The 23436-nt window shown below is 65.0% G+C and carries 19 protein-coding genes; 3 read left to right on the forward strand and 16 right to left on the reverse strand.

The features are described 5' to 3' along the window. On the forward strand, positions 1-125 hold a 125-nt coding region (locus CKW37_RS29435; protein WP_143501896.1), incomplete at its 5' end, for an IS3 family transposase. A gap of 160 nt (positions 126-285) precedes the next feature. Here the strand turns inward: CKW37_RS29435 and CKW37_RS29440 are convergent. The 8 genes from CKW37_RS29440 to CKW37_RS29475 form a co-directional block, all read right to left on the reverse strand. Continuing rightward, positions 286-2247, reverse strand: a complete 1962-nt coding sequence (locus CKW37_RS29440; RefSeq protein ID WP_095159626.1) for a response regulator — start codon at positions 2245-2247, stop codon at positions 286-288. After that, the gene (locus CKW37_RS29445; protein ID WP_095159627.1) at positions 2237-3109 is read right to left on the reverse strand and encodes a sensor histidine kinase KdpD; all 873 of its coding nucleotides are present in this window, start codon (positions 3107-3109) and stop codon (positions 2237-2239) included. The genes CKW37_RS29440 and CKW37_RS29445 overlap by 11 nt, the downstream gene beginning before the upstream one ends. Further along, on the reverse strand, positions 3102-4118 hold the full coding sequence (locus CKW37_RS29450; protein WP_371864349.1) for an ATP-binding protein: 1017 nt from the start codon (positions 4116-4118) through the stop codon (positions 3102-3104). Before CKW37_RS29450 ends, CKW37_RS29445 begins: the two co-directional genes overlap by 8 nt. Continuing rightward, positions 4109-4513, reverse strand: a complete 405-nt coding sequence (locus CKW37_RS29455; protein WP_095159628.1) for an anti-sigma regulatory factor — start codon at positions 4511-4513, stop codon at positions 4109-4111. The genes CKW37_RS29450 and CKW37_RS29455 overlap by 10 nt, the downstream gene beginning before the upstream one ends. Continuing rightward, positions 4510-4872, reverse strand: coding sequence for an STAS domain-containing protein (locus tag CKW37_RS29460; RefSeq protein ID WP_095159629.1), 363 nt, complete (start codon positions 4870-4872; stop codon positions 4510-4512). The genes CKW37_RS29455 and CKW37_RS29460 overlap by 4 nt, the downstream gene beginning before the upstream one ends. 4 nt (positions 4873-4876) lie before the next feature. Then, a complete protein-coding gene (locus CKW37_RS29465) occupies positions 4877-5728 on the reverse strand; it encodes an STAS domain-containing protein (RefSeq protein ID WP_095159630.1) in 852 nt (283 codons plus the stop codon). 184 nt (positions 5729-5912) lie between these two features. Beyond that, a complete protein-coding gene (locus tag CKW37_RS29470) occupies positions 5913-6671 on the reverse strand; it encodes a class I SAM-dependent methyltransferase (protein WP_095159631.1) in 759 nt (252 codons plus the stop codon). A 147-nt stretch (positions 6672-6818) separates the two neighbouring features. Continuing rightward, positions 6819-8246, reverse strand: a complete 1428-nt coding sequence (locus CKW37_RS29475) for a PLP-dependent aminotransferase family protein (protein ID WP_095159632.1) — start codon at positions 8244-8246, stop codon at positions 6819-6821. Positions 8247-8701: 455 nt separating this feature from the next. Between CKW37_RS29475 and CKW37_RS29480 the strand changes: the two genes are divergently transcribed. Then, positions 8702-10120, forward strand: coding sequence for an amino acid permease (locus CKW37_RS29480; RefSeq protein ID WP_095159633.1), 1419 nt, complete (start codon positions 8702-8704; stop codon positions 10118-10120). A gap of 83 nt (positions 10121-10203) precedes the next feature. On the opposite strand, the gene CKW37_RS29485 is transcribed toward CKW37_RS29480, so the two are convergent. Next, positions 10204-11421, reverse strand: a complete 1218-nt coding sequence (locus CKW37_RS29485) for a DUF3422 domain-containing protein (RefSeq protein ID WP_095159634.1) — start codon at positions 11419-11421, stop codon at positions 10204-10206. A 138-nt stretch (positions 11422-11559) separates the two neighbouring features. Further along, entirely contained in the window at positions 11560-12240 is a 681-nt protein-coding gene (locus CKW37_RS29490; protein ID WP_095159635.1) for a hypothetical protein, read from the reverse strand. A 394-nt stretch (positions 12241-12634) separates the two neighbouring features. Here CKW37_RS29490 and sodC point away from each other — a divergent pair, with 394 nt between their 5' ends. Then, positions 12635-13162: a superoxide dismutase family protein gene (gene sodC / locus CKW37_RS29495; RefSeq protein WP_095159636.1), complete on the forward strand. Its 528-nt coding sequence runs from the start codon at positions 12635-12637 to the stop codon at positions 13160-13162. 95 nt (positions 13163-13257) lie between these two features. Here the strand turns inward: sodC and CKW37_RS29500 are convergent, their stop codons facing one another. The 6 genes from CKW37_RS29500 to CKW37_RS29525 all read right to left on the reverse strand — a co-directional run bounded on the left by CKW37_RS29500 (position 13258) and on the right by CKW37_RS29525 (position 23306). Next, entirely contained in the window at positions 13258-14874 is a 1617-nt protein-coding gene (locus CKW37_RS29500) for an ABC transporter ATP-binding protein (RefSeq protein ID WP_095159637.1), read from the reverse strand. Beyond that, the gene (locus tag CKW37_RS29505; protein WP_095159638.1) at positions 14871-15761 is read right to left on the reverse strand and encodes an ABC transporter permease; all 891 of its coding nucleotides are present in this window, start codon (positions 15759-15761) and stop codon (positions 14871-14873) included. Before CKW37_RS29505 ends, CKW37_RS29500 begins: the two co-directional genes overlap by 4 nt. A 1-nt stretch (position 15762) precedes the next feature. Continuing rightward, on the reverse strand, positions 15763-16713 hold the full coding sequence (locus tag CKW37_RS29510) for an ABC transporter permease (RefSeq protein ID WP_095159639.1): 951 nt from the start codon (positions 16711-16713) through the stop codon (positions 15763-15765). Beyond that, positions 16710-18338 carry an ABC transporter substrate-binding protein gene (locus tag CKW37_RS29515; protein ID WP_095159640.1) on the reverse strand — a complete coding sequence of 543 codons (1629 nt, stop codon included), beginning with the start codon at positions 18336-18338 and terminating at the stop codon, positions 16710-16712. The genes CKW37_RS29510 and CKW37_RS29515 overlap by 4 nt, the downstream gene beginning before the upstream one ends. 52 nt (positions 18339-18390) lie before the next feature. Continuing rightward, positions 18391-20805: a TonB-dependent siderophore receptor gene (locus tag CKW37_RS29520; protein ID WP_095159641.1), complete on the reverse strand. Its 2415-nt coding sequence runs from the start codon at positions 20803-20805 to the stop codon at positions 18391-18393. Positions 20806-21158: 353 nt separating this feature from the next. Continuing rightward, positions 21159-23306 carry a TonB-dependent receptor gene (locus tag CKW37_RS29525; RefSeq protein ID WP_095159642.1) on the reverse strand — a complete coding sequence of 716 codons (2148 nt, stop codon included), beginning with the start codon at positions 23304-23306 and terminating at the stop codon, positions 21159-21161. Between the last annotated feature and the right edge of the window lie 130 nt (positions 23307-23436).

The raw sequence follows: 23436 nt of genomic DNA on the forward strand, positions 1-23436 counted from the left end.
GCTTCGAGACGATCGACCAACTACGTGTCGGAATTGACGAGTACATCCGCTACTACAACCACGAACGCATCAAGATGAAGCTCGGCGGCCTGAGCCCTGTAGCCTACAGAGCACAGGCCGCGTAGCCTTACACAATTACTGTCCAACTTTTGGGGCGCGGCTCACTTTTGTGTAGGAGCGAGCTTGCTCGCGAGGGGCGGGCGCTGGCAAGCCAGCGCCCACAAGGACGGGGTCGCTTCAGATTTCGCCCATTTTGCACCAACACCCAAACCCCAGATTTCCGCGTCAGGCAACCGGCACCGCGCCGCCGCCATCCAGCGCCCGCCTCACCTTGTCCAGCAACTCGCCGATCTGGAACGGTTTGAACAGCATGTCCATGCCCGGCGCAAGAAAGGCCTGGCGGTTGAGCGCGCTCTGGGCGTACCCGGTCATGAACAGGATCGGCAGCGTCGGCCGCCAGCCCCGGGCGACATCGGCCAGTTCACGGCCGCTCATGCGCGGCAGGCCGACATCGGTCAGCAGCAACTCGATGGACGGATCGTTCTGCAGGTTCTCCAGCGCCAGCTCGATGCTTTCCACCGCCGTGCAGCGGTAGCCGGCATCCAGCAGCACTTCACTGACGAACATCCGCACCGCCGGCATGTCTTCGACGATCAGCAAGTGTTCACCATGCCCCTGCGGGTTGACGCTGTCCGGCACCACGCTGGGCAGCGACGGAGCGCTGCTGGCCGGGAGGATCATGGTCACTTCCGTGCCCCGGCCGATCACGCTGCGGAGGTAGGCGTCGCCGCCGGACTGGCGGGCGAAGCCGTAGATGGTCGACAGCCCGAGGCCAGTGCCCTGGCCCAGCGGCTTGGTGGTAAAGAAGGGTTCGAAGACCTTGTCGATCACGCTGTGGTCGATGCCGATACCGTCATCGCGCACCGACAGCGAAACGTACGCGCCGTCCTGCAGCTTGGGGTTGCCGAGGGCGTTGGCGCTTTGCGTGGTGACCCAGATAGTGCCGCCCTGGGGCAGGGCATCGCGGGCGTTGATCACAAGGTTCAGCACCGCGCTTTCCAGTTGCACCGGGTCGACCAGCGCGGTGGCCGGTTGATCGGTGAGTTCCAGCTTGAGGGCGATGCGTTCGCCGATGGTGCGGATCAGCAGTTCTTCCAGCGAGCGCACGTGCTCGTTGATGTCCACCGGACGGGTGTCCAGCGGCTGCTGGCGGGCGAAGGCCAGCAGGCGGTGGGTCAGCGAGGCGGCGCTGGTGGCGGAGTTGAGCGCGGCGTCGGCATAGATCTGGAGCTTGCCCGCCGGCTGCCCGCTGGTCTGTTTACGGATCAGCTCCAGGCTGGTGATGATCCCGGTAAGCAGGTTGTTGAAGTCGTGGGCGATACCGCCGGTGAGCTTGCCGAGGGCGTCCATTTTCTGCACCTGCAGCAGTTGTGCCTCGGTGCGGGCGCGCTCGGCGACCTCTTTCGCCAGTTGGGTGTTGGCGTCGTCCAGTTGCGCCCGGTGCGAGCGTTCGCGGTGGCGGTGCTCGGTGACGTCCTCGACGAACACCAGGCTGGAGCCCGGCGTGCGGTAGGGTGAAATCTGCCACTCGGTTTCCCGTCGTTCACCCCTGACCCGCATGTTCAGCGTGCCTTTCCAGCGCTCGCCGTCGGCCAGGCGCAGGCGCAACTCGCCGATCGTGGCCGACGGGTTATCTTCCAGGCAGTCGTGCAGGGCGTCCGGGTCGCCGTTGTTCGGCAGCAGCCGGGCGAAGGCGTGGTTGCATTCGTGGACGGTCAGGTTGGCGTCGAGCACAGCGATGGGCGCCGTGACGTTGGTGAAGATCTCGCGAAAGCGCGCCTCGCTCTCGCGCAGTGCGTGTTCGGTGTCGCGAACCCGCAGCAGGGTGCGCAGGGTCGCCAGCAGCACGTCCGGGTCCACGGGGTGGATCAGGTAGGCGTCGGCCCCGGCGTCGAGACCGGTGATGATGTCGCCGGTCTGGATTGAAGCTGCGGAGACGTGGATCACCGGCAGCAGGGCGGTAAGCGGGTCGGCACGGAGTTTACGGACGATATCGAAGCCGCTCATGTCCGGCAGGTTGACGTCGAGGATCAGCGCATCGGGTCGCTCGCGCTCGATCAGGGCCAGGCCTTCGCCGCCGGTGCCCGCTTCGAGGACCTCGTAGCCGTGGCGGTCGAGGCGTCGGCGCAAAGCGTAGCGGGTGGCGACGTTGTCGTCGACGATCAACAGGCGGATGTCACGTTTCATCGACAGACTCCATGGCGACCGCCAGCGGAATGATGACGAAAAAGGTCGAACCCATCCCGGGCTCGCTCTGCACCCCGACTTCGCCGCCGAGCAGGGCGGCGAAGCGCTTGCACAGCGACAGGCCGAGGCCGGTGCCGCGCAGGCGTTTCTGCAACGGCGAGTCGACCTGGGAGAAGTCTTCGAACAGCGCGTTGTGCAGTTCCGGGGCGATACCGATGCCGGTGTCGCTCACGGCGAAACGCACCTTGTCCGGGCTTTCCAGGCTGGCCGAGACGCGTACTTCGCCGCTGGTGGTGAACTTCAGCGAGTTGGAAATGAAGTTGCGCAGGATCTGCGCGAGCTTCTTGTCGTCGGTGTAAAGCCGTGGCAAGCCCAGCGGTTCCTCGAAGATCAGCGCCACTTCGGCGGTGTTGATGATCGGGCGGAACATGCCGCGCAGGGCGGCGAACAGGTCGAGCATGTCGAACCAACCGGGGGAGATGGTGATGCGCCCGGCCTCGATCTTGGCCAGGTCGAGCAGGTCGTCGACCATGTCGCTCAGCTCGCGGGTGGCGTTGCTGACGAAGGCCACCTGCTTGTGCTGTTCGGGGCTCAGCGGGCCGTCCAGTTCGTCGGCGAGCAGGCTGGTGATGCTCAGGATCGAACCCAGCGGGGTGCGGAATTCGTGGCTCATGTAGGACAGGAAGCGGCTTTTCAGGTCCGAGGCCTGGCGCAGTTGTTCGGCCTGGGTGTCGAGTTCCGAGTACAGCGCGAGGACGCCCTGGTTGGTTTCTTCCAGTTCGGCACGCAGCGCCTCGGTCTCGTTTTCCAGGCGCTGGAACAGCGCGCGCTGTTCTTCGCTGAGGGTGGACAGGTCAGCCATGAGTAGCCTCCAGGGCGACGACCAGTACCGTGGCGTCGTCGCGGCCACGGCAGAAGTCGCGGTGCAGGACGGCGGCGATCACCGCCGGATGGCGATGCACCAGGCCGGGATAGTCGCGCAGGTTCCATCGGGACTGCAGGCCATCGCTGTACATGATCAATAGATTTCCGTTCACGTGAGCATAGTCAAAGGGCTGGGCTTTCCGGTATTGCACCCCGACGATGCCTGGGTGCGAGGTCAGGCCGCGGAGTTTTTCCGGGCCGATCAGGTTGGCGCCGATATTGCCGATGCCGGTGAAGCGCAGGCTGTCGCTGTTGGCGTTGAACTGCGCCACCGCCACCGCGCCGCCGCGGCTGCCGATCATCGCCTGGTGCATGTCCTGAAACAGGTCCTGGGGCGCGGCGAAGGGCATGCTCGCGAACACCTTGCGGCCGGCCAGGGCGGCGCGTTCGGCCTCTTCGCCATGGCCCAGGCCATCCACCACCAGCGCGCTGATGCCGTTGCTCGACAGCATCAGTTGCCAGCAGTCGCCGCAGGCCGGGTCGTTGTGCAGCGAGTGCTGGCTGGCGCCGAAACGCAGGTCGGCGTTGCGCTGGCCGCCGGCATAGAAGCGCGTCAGCAGCACCGCGCCACGGTCGTCGGCGTACATGTCGAAGACTTCCGCCTGGCGCGCTATCGCGCCCAGGCCGATGCCCTGGGTGCCGCGGGTGGAGAAACCGTCGGTCAGGCAGGCCTCGCGGTCGAAACCGCCGGCGCGATCGATCGCCAAGATTTCCACGCCGACGCCGGTTTTACCGGGCACCGTCTGCACGTGCAGCTCGCCCCGTGCGGCGTGCTTGAGCAAGTTGCTCGCCAGTTCCGTGGTAACCAGCGCCACCCGCCCGGCATCGCCTTCGTTGAAGCCGAGCTGTTCGGCGAGCTTTTGCGTGGTACGGCGGGCATAGCCGATCTGGCTGACGTCTTCGATGAGCAGGACCTGAGTCAGCGCACCCGCGATAGTCACGTCCATCGGGTGATCGTTATGCGGGTGCCCTCGCCGGGCGCGGTGTCCAGTTCGAATTCTTCCACCAGCCGCTTGGCACCCGACAGGCCCAGGCCCAGGCCGCTGCCGGAGGTCCAGCCGTCAGTCATGGCCAGGCGGATATCGGGAATGCCGGGGCCGTTGTCGCTGAACTTGAGGCGCAGGCCCACGCGCGGCCCGTCTTCCAGCACCTGCCATTCCATGTCGCCGCCGCCGCCGTAGACCATGGTGTTACGGGCCAGCTCGCTGACCGCGGTGACCAGTTTGGTCTGGTCGATCAGGCGCATGCCGCACTCGGCGGCGACCTTGCGCGCGGTCTGGCGTGCCAGCACTACATCCTGTTCCAGGCGGATCGGTTGGGTGCCGCTGCTGCGCACGATCATTGTCGGGCTACTCGTTCCTGGAGCAGACGCATGCCCCGCTCGACGTTCAGTGCCGTGCTGACGCCGGGCAGGGTCATGCCAAGTTCAACCAGGGTGATCGCCACCGCGGGCTGCATGCCCACCAGCACCGTGCGGGCATCCATGATGCTCGACAGGCCGGAAATGGTGCCGATCATCCGGCCGATAAAGGAATCGACCATGTCCAGCGCGGAAATATCGATCAGCACGCCCTTGGCGGACGTGCGGCTGATGCGCTCGGACAGGTCGTCCTGGAGGGTCATGGCGAGTTGGTCATGCATGTCGACCTGGATGGTCACCAGCAGGAACTCGCCCATTTGCAGAATTGGAATGCGCTCCATGGGTTCAGACCGGCTTGACGATGCTGATGCCCAGGCGGGTCAGCGCGAGTTTCAGGGCGTCAGCCAGGTTGGCCTTGGTCACCACGCCTTGCAGGTCCAGGCCCAGGTGGACGATGGTCTGGGCGATCTGCGGACGCACGCCGCTGATGATGCAGTCGGCACCCATCAGACGGATGGCGGTGACGGTCTTGAGCAGGTGCTGGGCGACCAGGGTGTCGACGGTTGGAACGCCAGTGATGTCGATGATGGCGATCTCGGCGCCGGTATCGACGATGCGTTGCAGCAGCGACTCCATCACCACCTGGGTGCGTTGCGAGTCGAGGGTGCCGATCATCGGCAGCGCCAGCACGCCGTCCCACAGCTTGACCACCGGGGTGGACAGTTCCAGCAGTTCTTCCTGCTGGCGCTTGATCACCGACTCGCGGGACTTCTGGAAGGTGCGGATGGTGTGCATGCCGAAGGCGTCGAGCAGCTCGGAGATTTCCCAGAGCTGTTCGGCTAGTTGCGCCGGATCGTCACGGTAGTGGCTTTGCAGCAGGCCGAACAGCGGGCCCTTGAGGGAGAAAATGAAGTTGGCGGTCTGGTGCGAGTCATGGCCGAGCAGGGCGCGGCTATGGGAGAGTTTTTCGAGGAACTGACGGGTTTCTTCCCAGCCCGGGACATTGATATTGGTGCCGCTGTTGTTCTCCAGCCCGCTGGTCACCAGTTGCAGGAACTCCGAGGTCTGCTGTTGCAGATCGTGCTCCTTGAGGTTGCGGGTCGAGCCGCTGGCTTCCAGGCCCTTGGTCCATTCGCTCAGCAATTGACTGCGTTGGGATTTGATCGCGTCGAGCGTACTGGTGCTGAATGCTGCCATGTTCGTGATTGCTCCTGAGAAAGAGGTCCGGTTTACCCACGCTACCGGTATTCGACAGTAGCACTGCCGAAGGGGAATTGTTTGGCGCCGTGCCACTATTGGCGGCGAATGTGACTCGGATCATTCGGCTATGCAAATGGTTCCGTGGCCGGAAGATTTGCCAACGGCCGCCCGCCCCCCGGTTTCAGTCACGAAGGCGCCCGGCGCGGATGGTCAGCGGCCAGGTGATCCGGCGGCGGGTGGCCGGGTCGCCCCATTCTTCGGCGAGGTGTTGCGCCAGGGTGTCCACTGGGTTGGCGCCGAGGGCTTTTTGCGCGGCCTTCACTGCCGACCAGGTGTTCAGGTAGCCGATCAACTGCGCCAGGGTCCACTGCATCTCGATGACTTGCGGCGGCACCTCGATTGCCGTGAAGGGGAAGGGCAGGTCGCGGTAGCCGGTTTCCACATGGCGCCGCTCGGGCGGCCAGTAGCTGGCGATGTCGTGGTAGTAGAACTGCTGCAGGTGACGGTCCAGCTCGCCTTCCAGGTGCAGCACGCCATAGGTGATCAGGGCGATGGCCGCTTGTGGCCGGGCGATGCGCCGGGCCTCGGCGTAGAAAAGGTCGAGGTCCAGCCAGTGGGCGGCCTGGGCGACGGTGATCAGGTCGACGCTGTTTTCCGCCAGGCCGCTGTCTTCGGCCTGGGCGGTGCGGTAGATCACGCCTTCGCGGGGTTCAGCGGCGGCGATCTGCGCGGCGCTGGCGTCGGTGGCCAGCACCTCGTCGAAGCGCTCGGCCAGCAGCACCGACAGTTGCCCGGTGCCGCAACCGCAATCCAGCGCCCGGCCGGTGCCGGGGCTGATGCTGGTCAGTTCGTCGATCAGTTCCAGCGGGTAGCCCGGTCGGTAGGCCGCGTAGCCGGCCGAGCCGCTGGAGAAATGATCCTTGAAATTCGTGCTTGTCATGACCGGCCTCTGTCTTTCTTTTTGGTTGACCGATGCTAGCGCCAGTCGTGGCGCGGCGACCATTCGACCTTTTTCCGCCCCTGCGGCCGGGAACTGGCGCAAATGTCATGGGATCGCCGGTGGGTCAAGGCAAGCGCACGCCACCCATCACCGCTCTTTCGCCCCGCGAATATGCTTGACCAGCAACTTCTCCAGTTGCTCCCACAATGCCGGGTCGGTGCTGAAGGCGACGTTGAAGCGCATCCAGCCGGTGGCCTGGGAGTCCACTAGGAACAACTGGCCAGGGCCGAGCATGATGCCCTGGTCGAGGGCGTCGTCCACCAGCGCGGCGCTGTCGGCGATGGCCGGGTGGCGGGTCCAGATGTACATGCCTTCGTCCGATTCGATGAACCGTTCGAAACCCAGTCGCGCCAGTTGCCGGCCCACTTCCTGATGCGCTTCGGCCAGGCGCTGGCGCAGGCGCTTGAGATGCTTGCGCCAGCGGCCGTCGGTGATGGCGGCGTAGACCACCCGTTCCATCACCTGGGAGGTGGTCAGCCCGGAACGCATTTTCAGTTGCACTAGGCGCTGCATCAGTTCCGGGTTGGCCAGCATGTAGCCGACCCGCACGTTGGGCGAGATGCTCTTCGAATAGCTGCCGACGTAGACCACCTGCTGCAGGTGGTCGAGGGTGGTCAGGCACGGTTGCGGCTCTTCGATCATGTCGGCGTAGAGGTTGTTTTCCACCAGGAGGAAGCCGTGCTGGGTCGCCAGTTGCAGTAAACGGTGCAACTGCACCAGCGGGGTTCGCGAGCAGGTCGGGCTGTGCAGGTGCGGCTGGGTGAAAAACACGGTCGGGCGGTGATGGTCGAGCAGCCGCTCCAGGTGCTCCAGGTCGTAACCGTTGGGCGTGCGCGGCACGCCGAGCAGGGTCGCGCCCTGGAAGCGCAGGATGCTCATCAGGTTCGGGTAGCCGGGATCGTCCACCAGCACCACGTCGCCGGGCTTGACCAGCGTGCGCACCGCCAGGTCCAGCGCCTGGCTGGCGCCGTGGGTGAGCATCAACTGGTTGGGCGGCACGACGATGCGCAGGTCCTGTTGCAGGTTCTGCGCGGTGAGGGTGCGCAGTTCGGCCAGGCCCATGGGGTCGCCGTAGCCGCTCAGTTCCATGACGCTGCTGGCGACCTGGCGCAGGCCGCGGCGCAGGCCGTCCTCGAACATCCAGTCGTTGGGCAGCCAGCCGCAACCGGGCTTGAACGCCAGTTGCCGGCTTTCGAAGATCTGTTGCAAGTACCACTCGGAGTTGAACGCCGGCTTGGCCGGGTCCGGTTCGCTGGCCTGGGGATCGATCAGGTCGCCGGCGGTGCGGTTGACGAAGAAGCCGGCGGTGCCGCGGCTGACCAGCAGCCCCTGGGCCACCAGGCGGTCATAGGCTTCGACCACGGTGAAGGTGCTCACCGAATATTTCGCGGCGAAGGCGCGGATCGATGGCACCTTGGCGCCGGGCTTGAGAGTCTGGTTCTCGATCGCTTCGCGCAACCCGTTGATGATCTGGTTGACCAACGGGGGCGAGGCATCGGGGCGTAGTTCGAACATGGGGAAGCAGTGCCTTCGAGTGAGCGTAACGCCGGCCGCGCATGCGCTGTATTGCATTGACGGCCTGTACAGTGCAGTGACGATTAGTGCGCGCTGTGCATGGCTCTTGAGGCCGTACATTTTTACATTAGGTAGCAGTTACCGCTAGATCAATGCCGTGAAGCTTCATGAACAACCGCTCGTCGAACCATGAATTCTCGATGCAAGGCCCAGCCCTTGTGTCTCTCCCGCTGATACCGGCGTGTGAAATCGTCGGAAACAGCGTTCTTGCAGCACCTTTCAGGCCCACCGGACGAGCCTGAGTACGACACAAAAGCTGCCCAGCATTAGCCGTTCGTCGGCCCGGGCAGCGTCGTGCACGTCGAATCAGAGCAACTGATGCAGTAGGGGGCGCGACGTCATGTCGCGCCCCGGTTGAGTTTCCTTGGATAAAAAGAACACGGGGTAGACCACTGATGGACGCAACATCCACATCGACTTCTGCGGAGAAGTCGGGGCACGAGAGCAAGCTGGCGGCTTCGCTCAAATCACGTCACTTGACCATGATGTCGATCGCCGGCGTTATCGGCGGCGCATTGTTCGTCGGTTCCGGCAGCGTGATCCACAGCGCCGGCCCGGCCGCGGTACTGGCGTACCTGGCGGGCGGCATCCTGGTGGTGCTGGTCATGCGCATGCTCGGTGAAATGGCGACGTCCTCGCCGGACACCGGCTCCTTCTCCACCTATGCCGAGCGCGCCATTGGTCGCTGGGCCGGTTTCACCATCGGCTGGCTGTACTGGGGCTACTGGGTGATCCTGATGGCGTGGGAAGCCTACGTCGCCGGCAAGATCCTGCACGGCTGGTTCCCCTCGGTGAGCATCAACAGCTTCGTGCTGATTGCCACCCTGGCGCTGATCTGCGTGAACTTCTTCAACGTCAAGCACTACGGTGAGTTCGAGTTCTGGTTCGCCCTGATCAAGGTCGTGGCCATTGTCTGCTTCCTGGTGGTCTGCCTGGCCGCAGTGATGAGCCTGTGGCCGACCGGTGAAGTCAGCGGCATGGCCAACCTGACCGCCCACGGCGGCTTCATGCCGAACGGCATCGAGTCCGTGGTGGTGGCGATGCTGGGTGCGATGTTCGCCTTCCTCGGTGCAGAAATCGTCACCATCGCCGCCTCCGAGTCGAAAGACCCGGCCGGTCAGATCGTCAAGGCAACCAACTCGGTGGTCTGGCGCGTGTGCCTGTTCTACATCGGCTCGATCTTCCTGATCGTCTGCCTGGTGCCGTGGAATGACCCGCTGATGGGCACCTCCGGCTACGGTTCGTACCGCCGCACCCTGGAACTGCTGGGCATTCCGGGCGCCGAGTTCGTGATGAACTTCGTGGTCCTGACTTCGGTCAGCAGTTGCCTGATCTCGGCTCACTACACCGCCTCGCGCATGATGTTCTCGCTGGCGACCCGTGGTGACGCACCGAAGATCTTCAAGATGACCCGTGCCGGCACCGGCGTACCGGTCTTCGCGATCATCGGTTCGTGCGCTGTTGCAGTGATCTGCGCCCTGATCAACTTCAACGAGGCCCTGCGTCCGAAAGACGTACTGGACACCTTGATGAACACCACCGGCATGATCGCCATGCTGGTGTACCTGGTAATCGCCTGCTCGCAACTGAAAATGCGCCGCAAGCTGGAAGCCGAAGGCAAGCAGATCCGCCTGAAAATGTGGCTGTTCCCTTGGCTGACCTACCTGAGCATCGTGTTCATCGTGGGCTGCCTGGTGACCATGGCGTTCGTCGAGGAGTACCAGATTCTGGTGATCTCCACCGGCGCGGCGGCGGCAGTCGTGGCAATGATGGGTATGGTTGTGCACTACCGGGCGCTGAAGAAAGCGGCCTGATGGTGTAATCATCGCGAGCGAGCTCGCTCCTACCGGTCCGCGGATCTTCTTGTAGGAGCGAGCTCGCTCGCGATGCCCCAAACTCAATGCTGCTTGGCCTTCCTGATCCGCAGCAGAATCACCCCCAGCATCAACCCCACCACTGGCGCCAGTCCCAGCAGCGCATCCCGCGGCGCAATGTGTGCGCCCAACGTATCCAGCCCCGCATACAGCAACTTGAACAGGCTCAGCAGGTAATAGGTGATCGCGATGATCGACAAACCTTCTACCGCCCGCTGAATCTTGATCTGCGACTCGGCCCGGGCAGCCAGGCTGCGCAGGATCTCGGCGTTCTGTTCCTCCATGTCCACCTGCACCCGCGCCTGCAACAGGTCGCCAAGGTTGGCCACGCCCTTGGCCAGGTGATCCAGCCGCTGTTCGGTCGCCGCGCAGTAGCGCACGGTGGGTTTGAAGCGTCGTTCGATGAACACACCCAGGCGCTGGTAATCCTCGACGTTGCCCTCACGCAGTTCCGTCAGCCGCTCGAACACCAGTTGCGCGTAGGCTTGGGTCGCGCTGAAGCGGTGGCGGCTTTTCACCGTGCTGGCGACCACCTGTCGCGACAGTTCGACGATGTCTTCCAGCAACACTTTGGCCTGCACGCCGCTGGCGCCGGCATTGCGCTGTGAAAGATGGACCAGCGTCCGGTCGAAACCGTCCAGTTGCGGGCTGAGGTCCTTGGCCGTGCTCAACGCCAGGGAGGCCATCATCCGGTAGGTCTCAAGCTCCAGCAGCCGGCGCACCATGCGCCCGAGCCGGTAGGCATTGAGCCGGCGATTGACGAACAGCAACCGGTTGACGCCCTCGTCGTCCAGGCGAAAGTCGCTCCACACCACCGCATCGCCACCGCCCACGCTGGAGCCGCTGGGGTCTTTGAAGCCGTAGCTGGCGAAGTCCAGGCCCGGCTCCTCGCGCACCACCAGTTGCATGGCGTTGATCAGTTGCTCGCGGTAGGGCTCGATGGCGTCGGCCAGGGCAGGGGGCAGGCCGCTCCACTGCGGATCGGCGCTGGCGCTGGGCTGGACCAGGGTCAGGGTGAAAAACTCGGAGTGGCGTTCCCATTTGAACGGGCAGCCGTCGAATTGCGTGATGCCCTGGACCGCGTCGGTATCGACGGCGTCCAGGCGGCAGCGCTGGAGCAGGGCGTTGCAGGGTTGCTGGCCACCGATGAACGCCAGGTGAAAGACATGGGCCGGGGCGTCGAAATACAGGGAGGGGCGAGCATGCAGCTCGTTGTGCAAGGCGGTGCGTTGGGGGTGCATGGGTCAGCCGTATTGTTGTGATTGTCTGCGGATGTCGCGCCCACTGAGGGCGCGCATCTGGAAGACAGGCCGACTGGCCCGTGGGTCACGCCCGCGGGGGCGGGCGAAATGTCGCAGGGGGCTTGGCCCTTAGTGAAATCAGGCTTTGGAAATCGAGTCGAAGACGGGCAGCTCGGTGGTGCCGTAGGTCAGGGCAAGCAGCCGGCTGTCCAGGCTTTCATCGTTGTCGAAGCGTTGCGACAGGACCTGAAGCACAGCCTGGCCATGCAGGTCGAAGAAATCCGCAGCGATCTGGTCCAGGTCGCCACCGTCGGCCTGGACGTGCAGGTCGATCAGCGAGCGGTGCGCCGACAGCAACACCACCGGGCCGTAGCCACCGTCACGGTAAAAGGTGCTGAGGTTCCATTGCGTCTGGGTAAATTCAGTCAGGCTGTTGAGCAGGCTGGCCATGAGCAGTTCCGCCTCGGGAGCGTCCTGGGTGCACCACAGACCCAAACCGACGGAAATATCCGGAATGCCCGCAGTGGTCGGGGTGAGAAATTCGTAGATGGCGTCGTTCACCACGCCGCCCCAGGCAACGAAGCAGGCTTCGGTGCAGGTGATGCCACCTTCGCTCAGCACCAGGTCCTGGTATCTCGGCCAGACGAAATGGTCGTCGGCGCTGGCGCGGGGCGTCTTCAACTGCTGCAGGTCAACCCCCTGCAAGCCGAGGCCCATGCGACCTGAGGCGACATGTCCGAGGCTCGACAAGCCTTCCTTGAGTCGTTGGTAAGCGGGGTAGGCGACGATATCCGCGAGTGCGATCCGAGTGCCGTTCATGCCGTGTTCTCCTAGAAACGCTATCAGTTGCCGGTTGGGGTTATTCAGCACGGAAGTGCTGTGGGTGATACAGGAGCGCAGGCACAGCTCGGCCGTGCTCCAGTAAAAGGGTGCGAGGCATGCGGACATTGAGGGGCGCGGGTTTTCCGTTGGCGGAAGGCGAACAGCCGATCGAAAAGCTCATTACCGGTCCCTGGTTGGCGAGAGTGATGTCATATTGGCATGAGTTTGAGCGGGAAGCGATGACCCCTTTATGACGTTCGAGGGGGAACTGAACCGGGTTGCTGCGGCCATAGTTATCAAGTTGTTGCTGCGGTTGATTTTTGTTCGAACCCGGAAGGGCTTTTTGACTAAGCTCCAAAGCGATTTTTCTCTGTAATAAGGAACGTGCATCATGAAAAAGTGGATTGCTCTGACCGTTGCCCTGTGCGCCAGCGCCGCGGTGAATGCCGCCGATTCCCTCAAGGTCGAGCTCAAGGAAGCCAGCGCCCAGGGCGAAGGCAAGAGCGTCGGGTTCGTCACTATCACCCAGAGCCCGTATGGCGCGGTGTTCACCCCGGAGTTGAGTGGCGTGGCGCCGGGCGTGCATGGCTTCCACGTTCATGCCAACCCGAGCTGCGCGCCAACCGAAGCCGACGGCAAGCCGGTCCCGGCTGGCGGTGCCGGTGGGCACTGGGATCCAAAGAACACCGGCAAGCACAGCTTCCCGTGGGATGACGGCGGCCACATGGGCGACCTGCCGGCGCTGATCGTCACCGCCGACGGCAAGGCCGCGCAGCCGCTGCTGGCGCCGAAGATCAAGAACCTGGACGAGCTCAAAGGCCATGCGCTGATGATTCATGCCGGTGGCGATAACCACTCGGATCATCCGGCGCCGCTGGGTGGTGGGGCGGCGCGGTTTGCTTGTGGGGTGATCAAGTAACGGTTGTTGGAATAAAGAATCCCGGTCTTTTGGCCGGGATTTTTGGTTGATGTTGATGGCCTCATCGCCGGCAAGCTGGCTTGCCAGCGATAAGTCTAAGCCACCGCCAACCTCCTGCCCGGCACCGCCTCCAGCAACTCCCGGGTATAGCGGTCCTGCGGCCTTTCCAGTACATCCTGCGCCGCCCCCTGTTCCACCACCTGCCCCTGGCGCAACACCACCACTTCATGGGCCAGGCTGGCGACCACCGCCAGGTCATGGGACACCAGCACATACGCCACGCCCAGTTCCGCCTGCAGTTCACGCAGCAGGTCGAGGATCTGCGCCTGCACCGACACGTCCAGCGCCGACACCGGCTCATCCAGCAACAGCAAGTCAGGCTTGAGCGCCAGGGCCCGGGCGATGGCGACGCGCTGGCGCTGGCCGCCAGACAGTTCCCGCGGCAGGCGATCAAGGTAGCTGGCGGGCAATTGCACCTGGTCCATCAGTTGTCGCGCGGCCTGTTCCAGTTCGCGGCCCTTGAGCAGGCCGAACGACACCAGCGGCTCGACCACGCTCTGGTAAATGCTGAAACGCGGGTCCAGCGCAGCAAACGGGTTCTGTTGCACCAGTTGCATGCGCTGGCGCAGCGGCCTGAATTGCTTCCAGCTCAGGCCGCCGATGTCCTGGCCGTCGAAGCGCACGCGGCCACGGCTGGGGTGATCGAGGCCGAGGGCGATGCGCAGGCTGGTGCTTTTGCCCGAGCCGGATTCGCCGACGATGGCCAGGGTCTGCCGTGGATAGACATTCAGGCTCAGCCCCTGCAACGCCTGGAAACTCTGCTGCGCGCCGGCATGCCGGGGCAGGCGAAAGTCTTTGCCGACGTCCTCGAAACTCAGCAGCGGCCGCGCCCCACGGGTGTCCACGGGCTCTGGCCGGCGGGTTTCGCCGAAGGCCGGCGCGGCGGCCAGCAGGTCGCGGGTGTAGGCGTGGCTGGGGGCGGACAGCACCTCCCGCGCCGCGCCGGTTTCCACCACTTCACCGTTCCTCATCACCAGCACCCGGTCGGCGCGGTCGGCGGCGACGCCGAGGTCGTGGGTGATGATCACCAGCGCGATGCCCCGCGCTTTCACCAGTTGCTCCAGGTGATCGAGGATGCGTTTCTGCACTGTCACGTCGAGGGCGCTGGTGGGTTCGTCGGCGATGATCAGCTTCGGCTCGCCGGCGAGGGCAATGGCAATCAGCACGCGCTGGCGCATGCCGCCGGATAGCTCATGGGGATACTGCACGGCGCGCAGCGCGGGGTTGTCGATGCCCACCTGTTCCAGCAACTCCAGTACATCGGCGTCCAGCCCCGGATAGCGCCGGCCATGGCGCAGGATCAGGCTTTCGCCGATCTGCTTGCCGATGCTCAGGGTCGGGTTGAGGCTGACCATCGGGTCCTGTGGCACCAGCCCGACCACCCGGCCGCGCAACTGTTGCTTGACCTTGTCGCTGGCGTGGCTGATGTCGTGGCCGTCGACCACGAGGCTGCCGCCGTCGATCCGCGCGGTCAGCGGCAGCAGGCCGAGCAGGGCGCCGGCCACGGTGGTCTTGCCCGAGCCGGACTCGCCGACGATGGCCAGGGTCTCGCCCGGCTCGAGGTGAAAACTCACCCCGCGCACCGCTTCGGTAACGCGCCCGGCGTTGTGATAGCTGACCCGCAGGTCCTTGACGTCGATCAGGCGGCTCATCGCTGGACCTCCTCGAAAGTGCGGGCGAGATGGTTGAGGCTGAACACCACCAGCACCAGGAACAGCCCCGGCAGCAGCGACACCCACGGCGCGGTGATAAGGAAATGGCGACCGTTGGCGATCAGCGTGCCCCATTCCGCCGCGGGCGGCGCGGCGCCGAAGCCGAGGAAGCTGAGGCCGGCGGTGGCGAGGATCGCCGCGCCGACGTCGAGGGTGGCGAGCACCGCCACCGGGCCCCAGGCATTGGGCAGCACATGGCGCAGCAGGGTGCGGCCCCAGCTCGCGCCGCCCAGCCGCGCCGCTTCGACGTAGGGCAGGGTCTTGATCCGCAGCACTTCGGCGCGGGTGGTTCGGGCGAAGCCGGGAATGATCCCGACGCCCACGGCGATCGCCACCGGCACCGTGCCGAAGCCGATCGCGGTGACGATTGCCAGGGCCAGCAGCAGGCCGGGCAGGGCCAGCAGCACATCGACCACCCGCATGATCACCGCGTCCAGGCGCCCGCCGATAAAGCCCGAGACGATCCCCAGACCGAGCCCGACCACCAGCGCCAGACCGACCGCCAGCAAGGCCGCGAGCACCGAAAGCCGTGAGCCGTACAGCACCCGCGTGTAGAGGTCGCGGCCCAGTTCATCGGTGCCGAACCAGTGCGTGGCGCTGGGCGGCAGCAGTTTCGCCGCGGGCTGGGTGGCGTAGGGATCGACGCTGGTGAACAGGCCGGGCACCAAGGCCGCCAGCAGGGTGAACAGCACCAGCGCCAGGGCCAGCACGAAGCCGGGCCGGCGCAGCAGCGGTCCGGCCTGGTCCAGCAGCCGTTGCAGGCGACGGCGCGGGCGCCAGTGAGGGGTTTGCACGGCAGTCGAGAAGCGACGTTGCAGGACGGTCATCTCAGGTCACCTTGGGCGCATGGGTAATGCGCGGGTCGAGGATCGGGTAGAGCAGGTCCACCAGCAGGTTGACCAGCACGAAGGCGGCGGCGGACACCGCAACCACCGCCAGCACCAGCGGAATGTCCTGGCGCAGCACGGCCTCCTGGACCAGCCGGCCGACGCCGTTGCGGGCGAAGATGGTTTCCACCAGCACCGCGCCGGACACCGTGTTGCCGACCTGCAGGCCGATCAGCGTCAGCAGCGGCAGGGCGGCGTTGCGGAAACCGTGGCGGGCCTGCACCTGGGCCCGGCTCAGGCCCTTGGCGTAGGCGGTGGTGATGTAGGGCTCGCGCCAGATGTCCTGGAAGCCGCGTTGCAAGACCTGGGCATACACCGCGGCGCTGGGGATCGCCAGGGTCACCGCGGGCAGGACCAGGCTCTCGAACCCGAGGCTGCCGGTGGCCGGAAACCAGCCGAGGCCAAAAGCGAAGATCTGGATCAGCAGCAGGCCCATCCAGAACACCGGCACCGAAAAGCCCAGCGCCGGCAGGCGGGCGAGGGCGATTTTCAGTGGCTGCCAGCGCACATAGGCGGCGAGATAAGCCAGGCCGACCCCGCCGACCAGCGACAGGAGGATCGCCAGCCCGGCCAGGGCCAGGGTTTGCGGCAGGCGTTCGGCGAGGATCGCGGTGACCGGGCGGCTGAGGGTCAGCGACTGGCCCAGGTCGCCCTGCAATACGCCCAGCAGCAGGTCCACGTAACGCTCCAGCAGGCCCTGGTCGAGGCCGTAATAGGCGCGGGCCTTGGCCAGTTGCTCGGGCGACAGCGCATCGATTTCCATGCCCGAGGCGCTGAGCATGATGCTCAGCGGGTCGCCCGGCAGCAGGTAGAGAATGAAGTAAGTAATGGTGTAGGCGCCCCAGAGCACCAGCGCGGCCTGGGCGATGCGGCCGAGCAGGTAGCGGCTCATGGCTTGACCTCGATGTCATTGAGGAAGGCAAAACCTTCGGCGCTCCAGCGGAAGTTCTGCACGCGCTTGGAGGTCGCCGCCTGCCAGACCCGCTCGTACACCGGGATCGCCGAACCCTGATCGATCAGCAGGTCTTGCAACTGGCCGTAGGCGTCGGCGCGTTGTTGCGGCGCGGTGGCGGTGAGGCCGGCGTCGAACAGCGCCTGAGCCTGCGGCAGCACGGTCGGCGTGTAGGTGTTGGTGGCCAGGGTGGCGCTGTTGGCGGTGCGCGGATCGAGGATGGTCTGCAGGATGATCGGGTCGGCGCGGGTCATGTAGGTGTAGGTCAGGTCGTAGTTGCCGGCGGCGTTGGCGGCGGCCCACTCGGCGGTGGTTTGCACCTTCAGCCTGATGTCGATGCCGACCTGGCGCAGTTGGTCCTGGATCAGTACGTCGCCGGCGGTTTCCTTGCCGGCCAGGTTGTAGACCAGGGTCAGGCGCTTGCCGTCCTTCTGCCGGTAGTTGTCCGCGCCGAGGCGCCAGCCGGCGTCATCCAGCAGCTTCGCCGCGCCTTGCGGGTCGTAGGCCAGTTTGTCGCCCTGGCTGCGGAAGAACGGCGTGGTCACGTCGTACACGCCGTCCACCACCGGGAAGGCGGCGTTGTAGACGGTGCTGGCGTAGCTCTTGCGGTCGATGGCCTTTTGCACGGCCAGGCGCACGTTGTGGTCGGCGAGGATGCGGTTGTCGCGGGTGTTGGGGTAGAGGTTCCAGGCCGGACCCGGCAGGGAGCGGCTCTGGATGGTGGCGTCGTTGCGTTGCAGCAGTTGCAGGTCGACTTCGGAAAACGGCACCCGCGGCCAGAGGATGTCCACCTTGCCCTGCAGGAACAGGCCGTTGCGCACGCTGTCTTCCGGCACGTAGCTGACTTCGATGGCGGACAGGTGCGCGTCGCCCTTGTTCTGCACGTTGGCCGAAGCCCAGGTGTAGCCGTCGCGGCGGACCAGCTTCAGGCCGGTTTCCGGGGTGTAGTGCTCGAGCTTGAACGGGCCGCTGCCGATCACCGCGCCAAGGGAGCGCTCCTTGGCGCTCTTGCGGTAGGACTCGGGCGCGAGGATCGACAGGTTGGTGGTGGACGTGGCCTGGAGAAAGCCCGCGTTGGGTTTGCTCAGCACCAGCTTGATGGTCTGCGGGTCGATGATTTCGGCGTGGTCGTAGCCGGCCAGGTAGGTGGCGCCGAAGGTGCTCGGCAGTTCGGCGGCGAAGGCCTTGTTGCTGTCGAAGGCGGTTTTCACCGCCTGGGCGTCGAAGACCTCGCCGTTGCTGAAGGTCACGCCCTGGCGCAGGTAGAAGGTGTACGCGCGGGCGTCGGGGCTGATGTCCCAGCGCTCGGCGAGCCACGGAATGATGTTGCCGGTCTGCGGGTCCTGGTCGGTCAGCGACTCGACCACGTTGCGCAGCACCACGCGGTGTTCCAGCCAATAGACCTGGAATGGATCGATGCTGACCAACTGCGTGTTGTCGTTCCAGAACGCGATTTTCAGTGTGCTGGCCGCCTGTGCGTCCGGTTGCGAAGGCGAGCAGCCCGGCAGGGTCAGGCCCAGGGCTAGCAGGATGGCCGCGCTGGCCAGGGTTCGTTGCAGTCTCATGGGCATTCCTCGTTGAGGGCCGCGCCGCATCCCGGCGGCGCGGCCGGGCTGATCAGAAGTCGTAGGCGATTTTGCTGTACCAGTAGCCGCCGCCCGGATGGAACGGCGGGTTGCCGTATGGCGCCAGGCCCAGCGGGCTGTACACCGCGTGCTTGTCGGGGCGCACGTCGAACAGGTTGGTGGCGCCGACGCTGAGGGTCAGTTGATCGAAGAAGGTGTAGGCGACGTCGAGGTCGGTGATCCATTTGGCGCCGAAGCTGCGGTCGCCGCTGGGGTTGACCGCGAGGGTCTTGACGCTGCCGAAGCGGGTGGTCTGCAGGTTCACCGCGAAGTCGCTGACCTTCCAGTTGGCGCCGAGGATCCACTTGGTTTCCGGGCTGGCCACGGTCAGGTCGCCTTCGCGGTCGCGGCCCACCAGGGTCACGCCGGAACCGGCGAGGGAGGCGGGGGTGTCACGCACGTCCTCGATGCTGGTTTTGTTCCAGTTGAACGCCAGGCTCCAGCGCACGTCACCCCAGGCGCCGAAGTCGGTGCTGTGGTCGGCGACGATATCCAGGCCCTTGGTGCGGGTGTCGTAGGCGTTGGTGTAGTAGTTGACCCAGGTGCCACGGGCCACGCCCTGGCTTTGCAGAATGCTGGTGATGACGCCGTTGCCCTGGTCGTAGATGTTGCTGGTCAGGGTGATGCGGTCGTCGATATCGATCAGGTAGGCGTCGGCGGTGATGCTGGTGCGCGGCGCCGGTTGCCAGGTCAGGCCGAGGCCGAGGTTGCGCGACTTCTCCGGCTTCAGCGCGTCGCCGCCGAGGGCCGCGGCCAGGCTGCTGTCGGACGGGGTCAGGCGGGTAACGGCCGGGACCACGTTGCCGTTGACGTCGGTGGCAACGCGGTTGTCCGCCACGGTGTAGCCGATCTGGGTCAGCGACGGCGCGCGGAAACCGGTGCCGACGGTGCCGCGCACGGCGACGCTATCGGTCAGTTCGTAGCGCGAATTGAGCTTGAGGCCGAAGGTGTTGCCCGAGTCGTCATCGTAGTGCTCGACGCGGCCGGCCAGGTCGAGGAACCAGCGGTCGGTGAGGTCGAAGCCGAGGTCCAGGTAGGCCGCGTAGTTGTTGCGGATCAGGCTGACTTCGTCTTCCGGACGCAGGGTCACCGCCGCCTGGGCGCCGGAGGCCGCCGGGTAGTTGCCGGTGAGGTACGCGGCGGGCTCGCCGGCGAAGGTGCTGAAGCGTTCCCAGCGGTGTTCGAGGCCGGCCGATACCTGCACCGGCGAGGTCAGGCCGAACAGGCTGTCGTAGCGGCGGGTCAGGTCGAAGTTGTTGACCCACTGCTCGAAGCGGAAGGTCGCCAGGTTGTCGAAGCTGGTGGGCGTGGCGGTGCCCAGCGACGGGTTGATGTTGAAGTCGCTGGAGTGGTGGATGTTGTTGCGCCCGTAGGTGGTGCTCAGGTCCCAGTGCCAGTCGGCGCGTTCGCCCTTGCCGCCGAACAGGAACTGGTAGTCGCGGTCCTTGATGTTGTTCAGCGGGTAGTAACCGTCGGGGAACAGCTCCGGCACCGATGCGGTGCCGGTGGGCAGGCGGAAATAGTTGTAGGCCTCGGCGTCGCGTTCGCCGTAGGTGGCGTAGGAGTAGAGGGTCAGCGCGTCCAGCGGCAGTTCGGCGTTGTAGGCGACGTTGAAGGCCTTGATCTCGGGGTCGCCGTTCTTGATCGCGACGCGGTCCCAGGCGGCTTCCTTCACCGGGTCGCGGAAGGCCCGCACGCTGCTGTCGGCCTTGTCGTTCCAGGCGGCGTCGCCGCGTTTGCGGGCGTCGGCGGACAGGTGCACAAAACCGCTTTCGCCGAGCTTGAAGCCTTGGTCGCCGGCCACCTTGATGGTTTCGCCCTGGCCGGAATAGAGCTGGCCGTAGCTGGTTTCCACATGCCCGCCGGAGGCGCTGGACTTGAGGATGATATTGATCACCCCGGCCACCGCGTCAGAGCCGTACTGGGCGGCGGCGCTGTCCTTGAGGATTTCGATATGGTCCACGGCGCTGACCGGGATCAGGTCGATGTCCACCGCGTTGGCGCCGCTGTTGTCGATATTGCCGCGCTGGCCGACGGCGCCGTTGTGGCGGCGCTTGCCGTTGACCAGCACCAGCGTGTAGGCCGGGCCCAGGCTGCGGTTGCTCAGCGGCCGGGTGACCGAGTTGTAGCCGGCGATATTGGTGCCGAAGTTGAATGACGGCAGCAGGCGGGAAATGGCTTCGGACAACTCGGCGCGGCCGGTCTTGAGCAGTTGCTCGCTGTTGATCACATCGATCGGCGCCGGGCTGTCGGCGACGGTACGTGCCTGGCCGCGGACACCGGTGGAAATCACTGTCACGGTATCGAGGCGGGCGTCTTTGTCCGCGGCCTGGGTTGCGGGCGCAAAGCCGGCGAACAGCAGGGCGGTGGTGAGGGTGCTGAGGTGCGGGTATCGGGATATGTGCATGCGGGCATAGTCCGTTACTGCGTGGCACTGGCCCGGGGTCTGGGTGCAGGTGGATCGCCTGGCGTTTGTCGTTTTTGAAGGAGGGACGAGGTCGTCTGGGATTGATCTTATTTTTATAAGAACGTCAGCGGAAATTCTTTTTTGGAATATGAATATTATTCTTTTTAGGAATTATTATTTATTTTTAATATGCAAATTATTGATGTGTTTCTCTCCCTGGCTCCCTGAAACCACTGTGGGAGCTGGCTTGCCAGCGATGAGGCCAGGCCGGACACCCGCGGTGTCCCTGACTGCCTCATCGCTGGCAAGCCAGCTCCCACGGGTGAATCAGTGTTAAACGAGCCTAATCCGCCTCACAGGTCATACCGCACACTCAAGGTCACCGTCCGCGGGTCGTTCACCGAGTAATACGCGGTACTGCTCGCCGCCGAGTACGCGATGCTCTGCGGGTACGCGCGGTTGAGCAGGTTTTTCACCGCCAGGGTGGTGGTCCAGTGGCCGTCGCCGCTGCTGTAGCTGGTGTTGGCGTTCCAGAAGCTTTGTTCCGGGACTTCATAGATGTCGCCATTGACCGCGTTGGCGTACGACTTGGTCTGGAACTGCCAGTCGGTGCCGGCCACCAGCGCGCCCGGCAGGTCCACCGGTACGGTCCAGTTCAGCCCCAGCGCCAGGTTCCAGCGCGGGGCGAAGACCATCCAGTTGCCGTCGGCGTCGACACCCGGCCCGGCGGCGTTCTTGAAATCGTCGTACTGGGCCTTGAGGAAGCCGAGGTTGACCGTGGCGGTCAGGTCGCGGCTGAGCAGGGCGGTGTTTTCCAGTTCCACGCCATAGCTGTGGGCGCTGCCGACGTTGGTTCGCAGGTTGGCGCTGATGGCCGGGTCCCAGGCGTTGGTCTGCAGGTCTTTGTAGTCGTTGTAGAACACCGCGATGTTGCTGCGCAGACGCCCGTCGAGGTAGTCGCCCTTGAGCCCGGTTTCGTAGGTGATGACGTTTTCCGGGTCGAAGCCCTGCAAGGCGGCGAGACGGGTCGGCGCGCGGTTGTCGAAGCCGCCGGCCTTGAAGCCCTTGGCGACGTAACCGTACTGGATCAGGTTGTCGGTCCAGGCATATTCCAGCCCCAGTTTCGGGCTGAAGGAGGCCCAGCTCTCGCTGGTTTCGGCCTCGAAGTTCAGGCCGGTGATGTCCCGTGCCGTGGTGATGCGGTAGTTCTTGTAGTCGAAGTTCTTGTGCTCGGCGGTGTAGCGCAGGCCGCCGGTGACGGACAGGCGCGAGGTCAGTTTGTAGGTGCCCTGGCCGTACAGCGCGTAGCTTTCGGTGTCGGTGGTGCTGTACTGGCCGCTGGCGTTGACCCGGTCGGCGGCGACCGAATAGGTCAGGCTGTCGCGTTCGGCGCGGAAGCGCTCCTTGTACAGGAAGGCGCCGAGGGTGAAGTTGAAGCGCTCGTACTCGCCGTTGAGCTGGAACTCCTGGGTGGCGTAGCGCTGTTTGTAGTGGATCAGGTTGTTCTGCACCGGCGCGGCGTTGCCGCTGTTGGCCTCGCCGGAGTTGTCGTAATCCACCGGCTGGTCGAAGGTCGACCAGGCCGTGACCGACTTGGCGCTCAACTGGTCATCGATGTGGTAGATCGAGCGCAGCACCGCGCTGCCCTGGTCGAGACGGTTTTTCGGGTCGAGGCTGCTGTAGGTCTTGAACTTGTCGAAATGGCCGTTGGCCGGGTCGAACGGCGTGTAGCTGGTGGTGTCGCCGCGGTCGAAGGTGCCGGCCAGGGTCAGTTGCGTGTCCCATGGCGAATCCACCGGGGCCAGGCGCAGCTTGCCGCGGTAGGACTGGATATCGACGTTGTTGACGTCCTTGTCGCGGGTGCGGTTGTGCACGGTGCCGTCGCGACTCAGGCGCACCGCGGAGAAGCTGCCGAACAGGGTGTCGTCGACCAGCGGGCCGCTGACCAGCAGGCGGCCGTTGCGCGCATCGTAATTGCCGGCGCCCAGCTCGACGAAGGCGCGGGTTTTCTGGTCCGGGTCGCGGGTGATCACGCGGATCGCCCCGGCCGCGCTGTTGCGCCCGTACAGGGTGCCTTGCGGACCGCGCAGGACTTCGACACGCTCGACGTCGTTGAAGTCGAGCATCGAGGAAATCGCCCGCGGGATGTACAGGTCGTCGGCGTACACCGCCACCGCCGCCTCCTGGATCGGGTCGGTCTCGCCGATGCCACGGATGCCGTAGGTTTGCGCGCTGTAGGAGATCGACTGGCGGTTGAGGGTCAGGTTCGGCACCCGCCCGGAGAGGTCGCGGATGTTGTTGATCTGCTGGTCACGCAGGGTGTTTTCGTCGAACGCGCTGATCGCCACCGGGGTTTTCTGCAGGTTTTCCTGACGGTGCTCGGCGGTCACGGTGACGCTCGGCAGGCGTTCTTCCTTGGGCGGCTCGGTGGCGGCGAAGGTGGTCAGGGGCAAGGACAAGAGCAACGGTGGGAGAGTGTGGCGCAAGGCTGGTCGGGGCATGCTGGGGGCTTCCTGGCTTTTTTTGGATTTCCTCCCTGAGTGGGGTCGGTCAGTTGGATTGGGGCTGGTCATCGCGAGCAAGCTCGCTCCTACAGAGAAAACGCGTTGCACCTGTAGGAGCGAGCTTGCT

Origin of the sequence: Pseudomonas sp. Irchel 3E13, assembly GCF_900187455.1 — a bacterium.
Classification (GTDB): Bacteria; Pseudomonadota; Gammaproteobacteria; order Pseudomonadales; family Pseudomonadaceae; genus Aquipseudomonas.

Excerpts from the sequence above, each read along its gene's own strand:
- CKW37_RS29440 (WP_095159626.1), bottom strand. The coding sequence starts at position 2,247 with ATGAAACGTGACATCCGCCTGTTGATCGTCGACGACAACGTCGCCACC.
- CKW37_RS29445 (WP_095159627.1), bottom strand. The coding sequence starts at position 3,109 with ATGGCTGACCTGTCCACCCTCAGCGAAGAACAGCGCGCGCTGTTCCAG.
- CKW37_RS29450 (WP_371864349.1), bottom strand. The coding sequence starts at position 4,118 with ATGGACGTGACTATCGCGGGTGCGCTGACTCAGGTCCTGCTCATCGAA.
- CKW37_RS29455 (WP_095159628.1), bottom strand. The coding sequence starts at position 4,513 with ATGATCGTGCGCAGCAGCGGCACCCAACCGATCCGCCTGGAACAGGAT.
- CKW37_RS29460 (WP_095159629.1), bottom strand. The coding sequence starts at position 4,872 with ATGGAGCGCATTCCAATTCTGCAAATGGGCGAGTTCCTGCTGGTGACC.
- CKW37_RS29465 (WP_095159630.1), bottom strand. The coding sequence starts at position 5,728 with ATGGCAGCATTCAGCACCAGTACGCTCGACGCGATCAAATCCCAACGC.
- CKW37_RS29470 (WP_095159631.1), bottom strand. The coding sequence starts at position 6,671 with ATGACAAGCACGAATTTCAAGGATCATTTCTCCAGCGGCTCGGCCGGC.
- CKW37_RS29475 (WP_095159632.1), bottom strand. The coding sequence starts at position 8,246 with ATGTTCGAACTACGCCCCGATGCCTCGCCCCCGTTGGTCAACCAGATC.
- CKW37_RS29480 (WP_095159633.1), top strand. The coding sequence starts at position 8,702 with ATGGACGCAACATCCACATCGACTTCTGCGGAGAAGTCGGGGCACGAG.
- CKW37_RS29485 (WP_095159634.1), bottom strand. The coding sequence starts at position 11,421 with ATGCACCCCCAACGCACCGCCTTGCACAACGAGCTGCATGCTCGCCCC.
- CKW37_RS29490 (WP_095159635.1), bottom strand. The coding sequence starts at position 12,240 with ATGAACGGCACTCGGATCGCACTCGCGGATATCGTCGCCTACCCCGCT.
- sodC (WP_095159636.1), top strand. The coding sequence starts at position 12,635 with ATGAAAAAGTGGATTGCTCTGACCGTTGCCCTGTGCGCCAGCGCCGCG.
- CKW37_RS29500 (WP_095159637.1), bottom strand. The coding sequence starts at position 14,874 with ATGAGCCGCCTGATCGACGTCAAGGACCTGCGGGTCAGCTATCACAAC.
- CKW37_RS29505 (WP_095159638.1), bottom strand. The coding sequence starts at position 15,761 with ATGACCGTCCTGCAACGTCGCTTCTCGACTGCCGTGCAAACCCCTCAC.
- CKW37_RS29510 (WP_095159639.1), bottom strand. The coding sequence starts at position 16,713 with ATGAGCCGCTACCTGCTCGGCCGCATCGCCCAGGCCGCGCTGGTGCTC.
- CKW37_RS29515 (WP_095159640.1), bottom strand. The coding sequence starts at position 18,338 with ATGAGACTGCAACGAACCCTGGCCAGCGCGGCCATCCTGCTAGCCCTG.
- CKW37_RS29520 (WP_095159641.1), bottom strand. The coding sequence starts at position 20,805 with ATGCACATATCCCGATACCCGCACCTCAGCACCCTCACCACCGCCCTG.
- CKW37_RS29525 (WP_095159642.1), bottom strand. The coding sequence starts at position 23,306 with ATGCCCCGACCAGCCTTGCGCCACACTCTCCCACCGTTGCTCTTGTCC.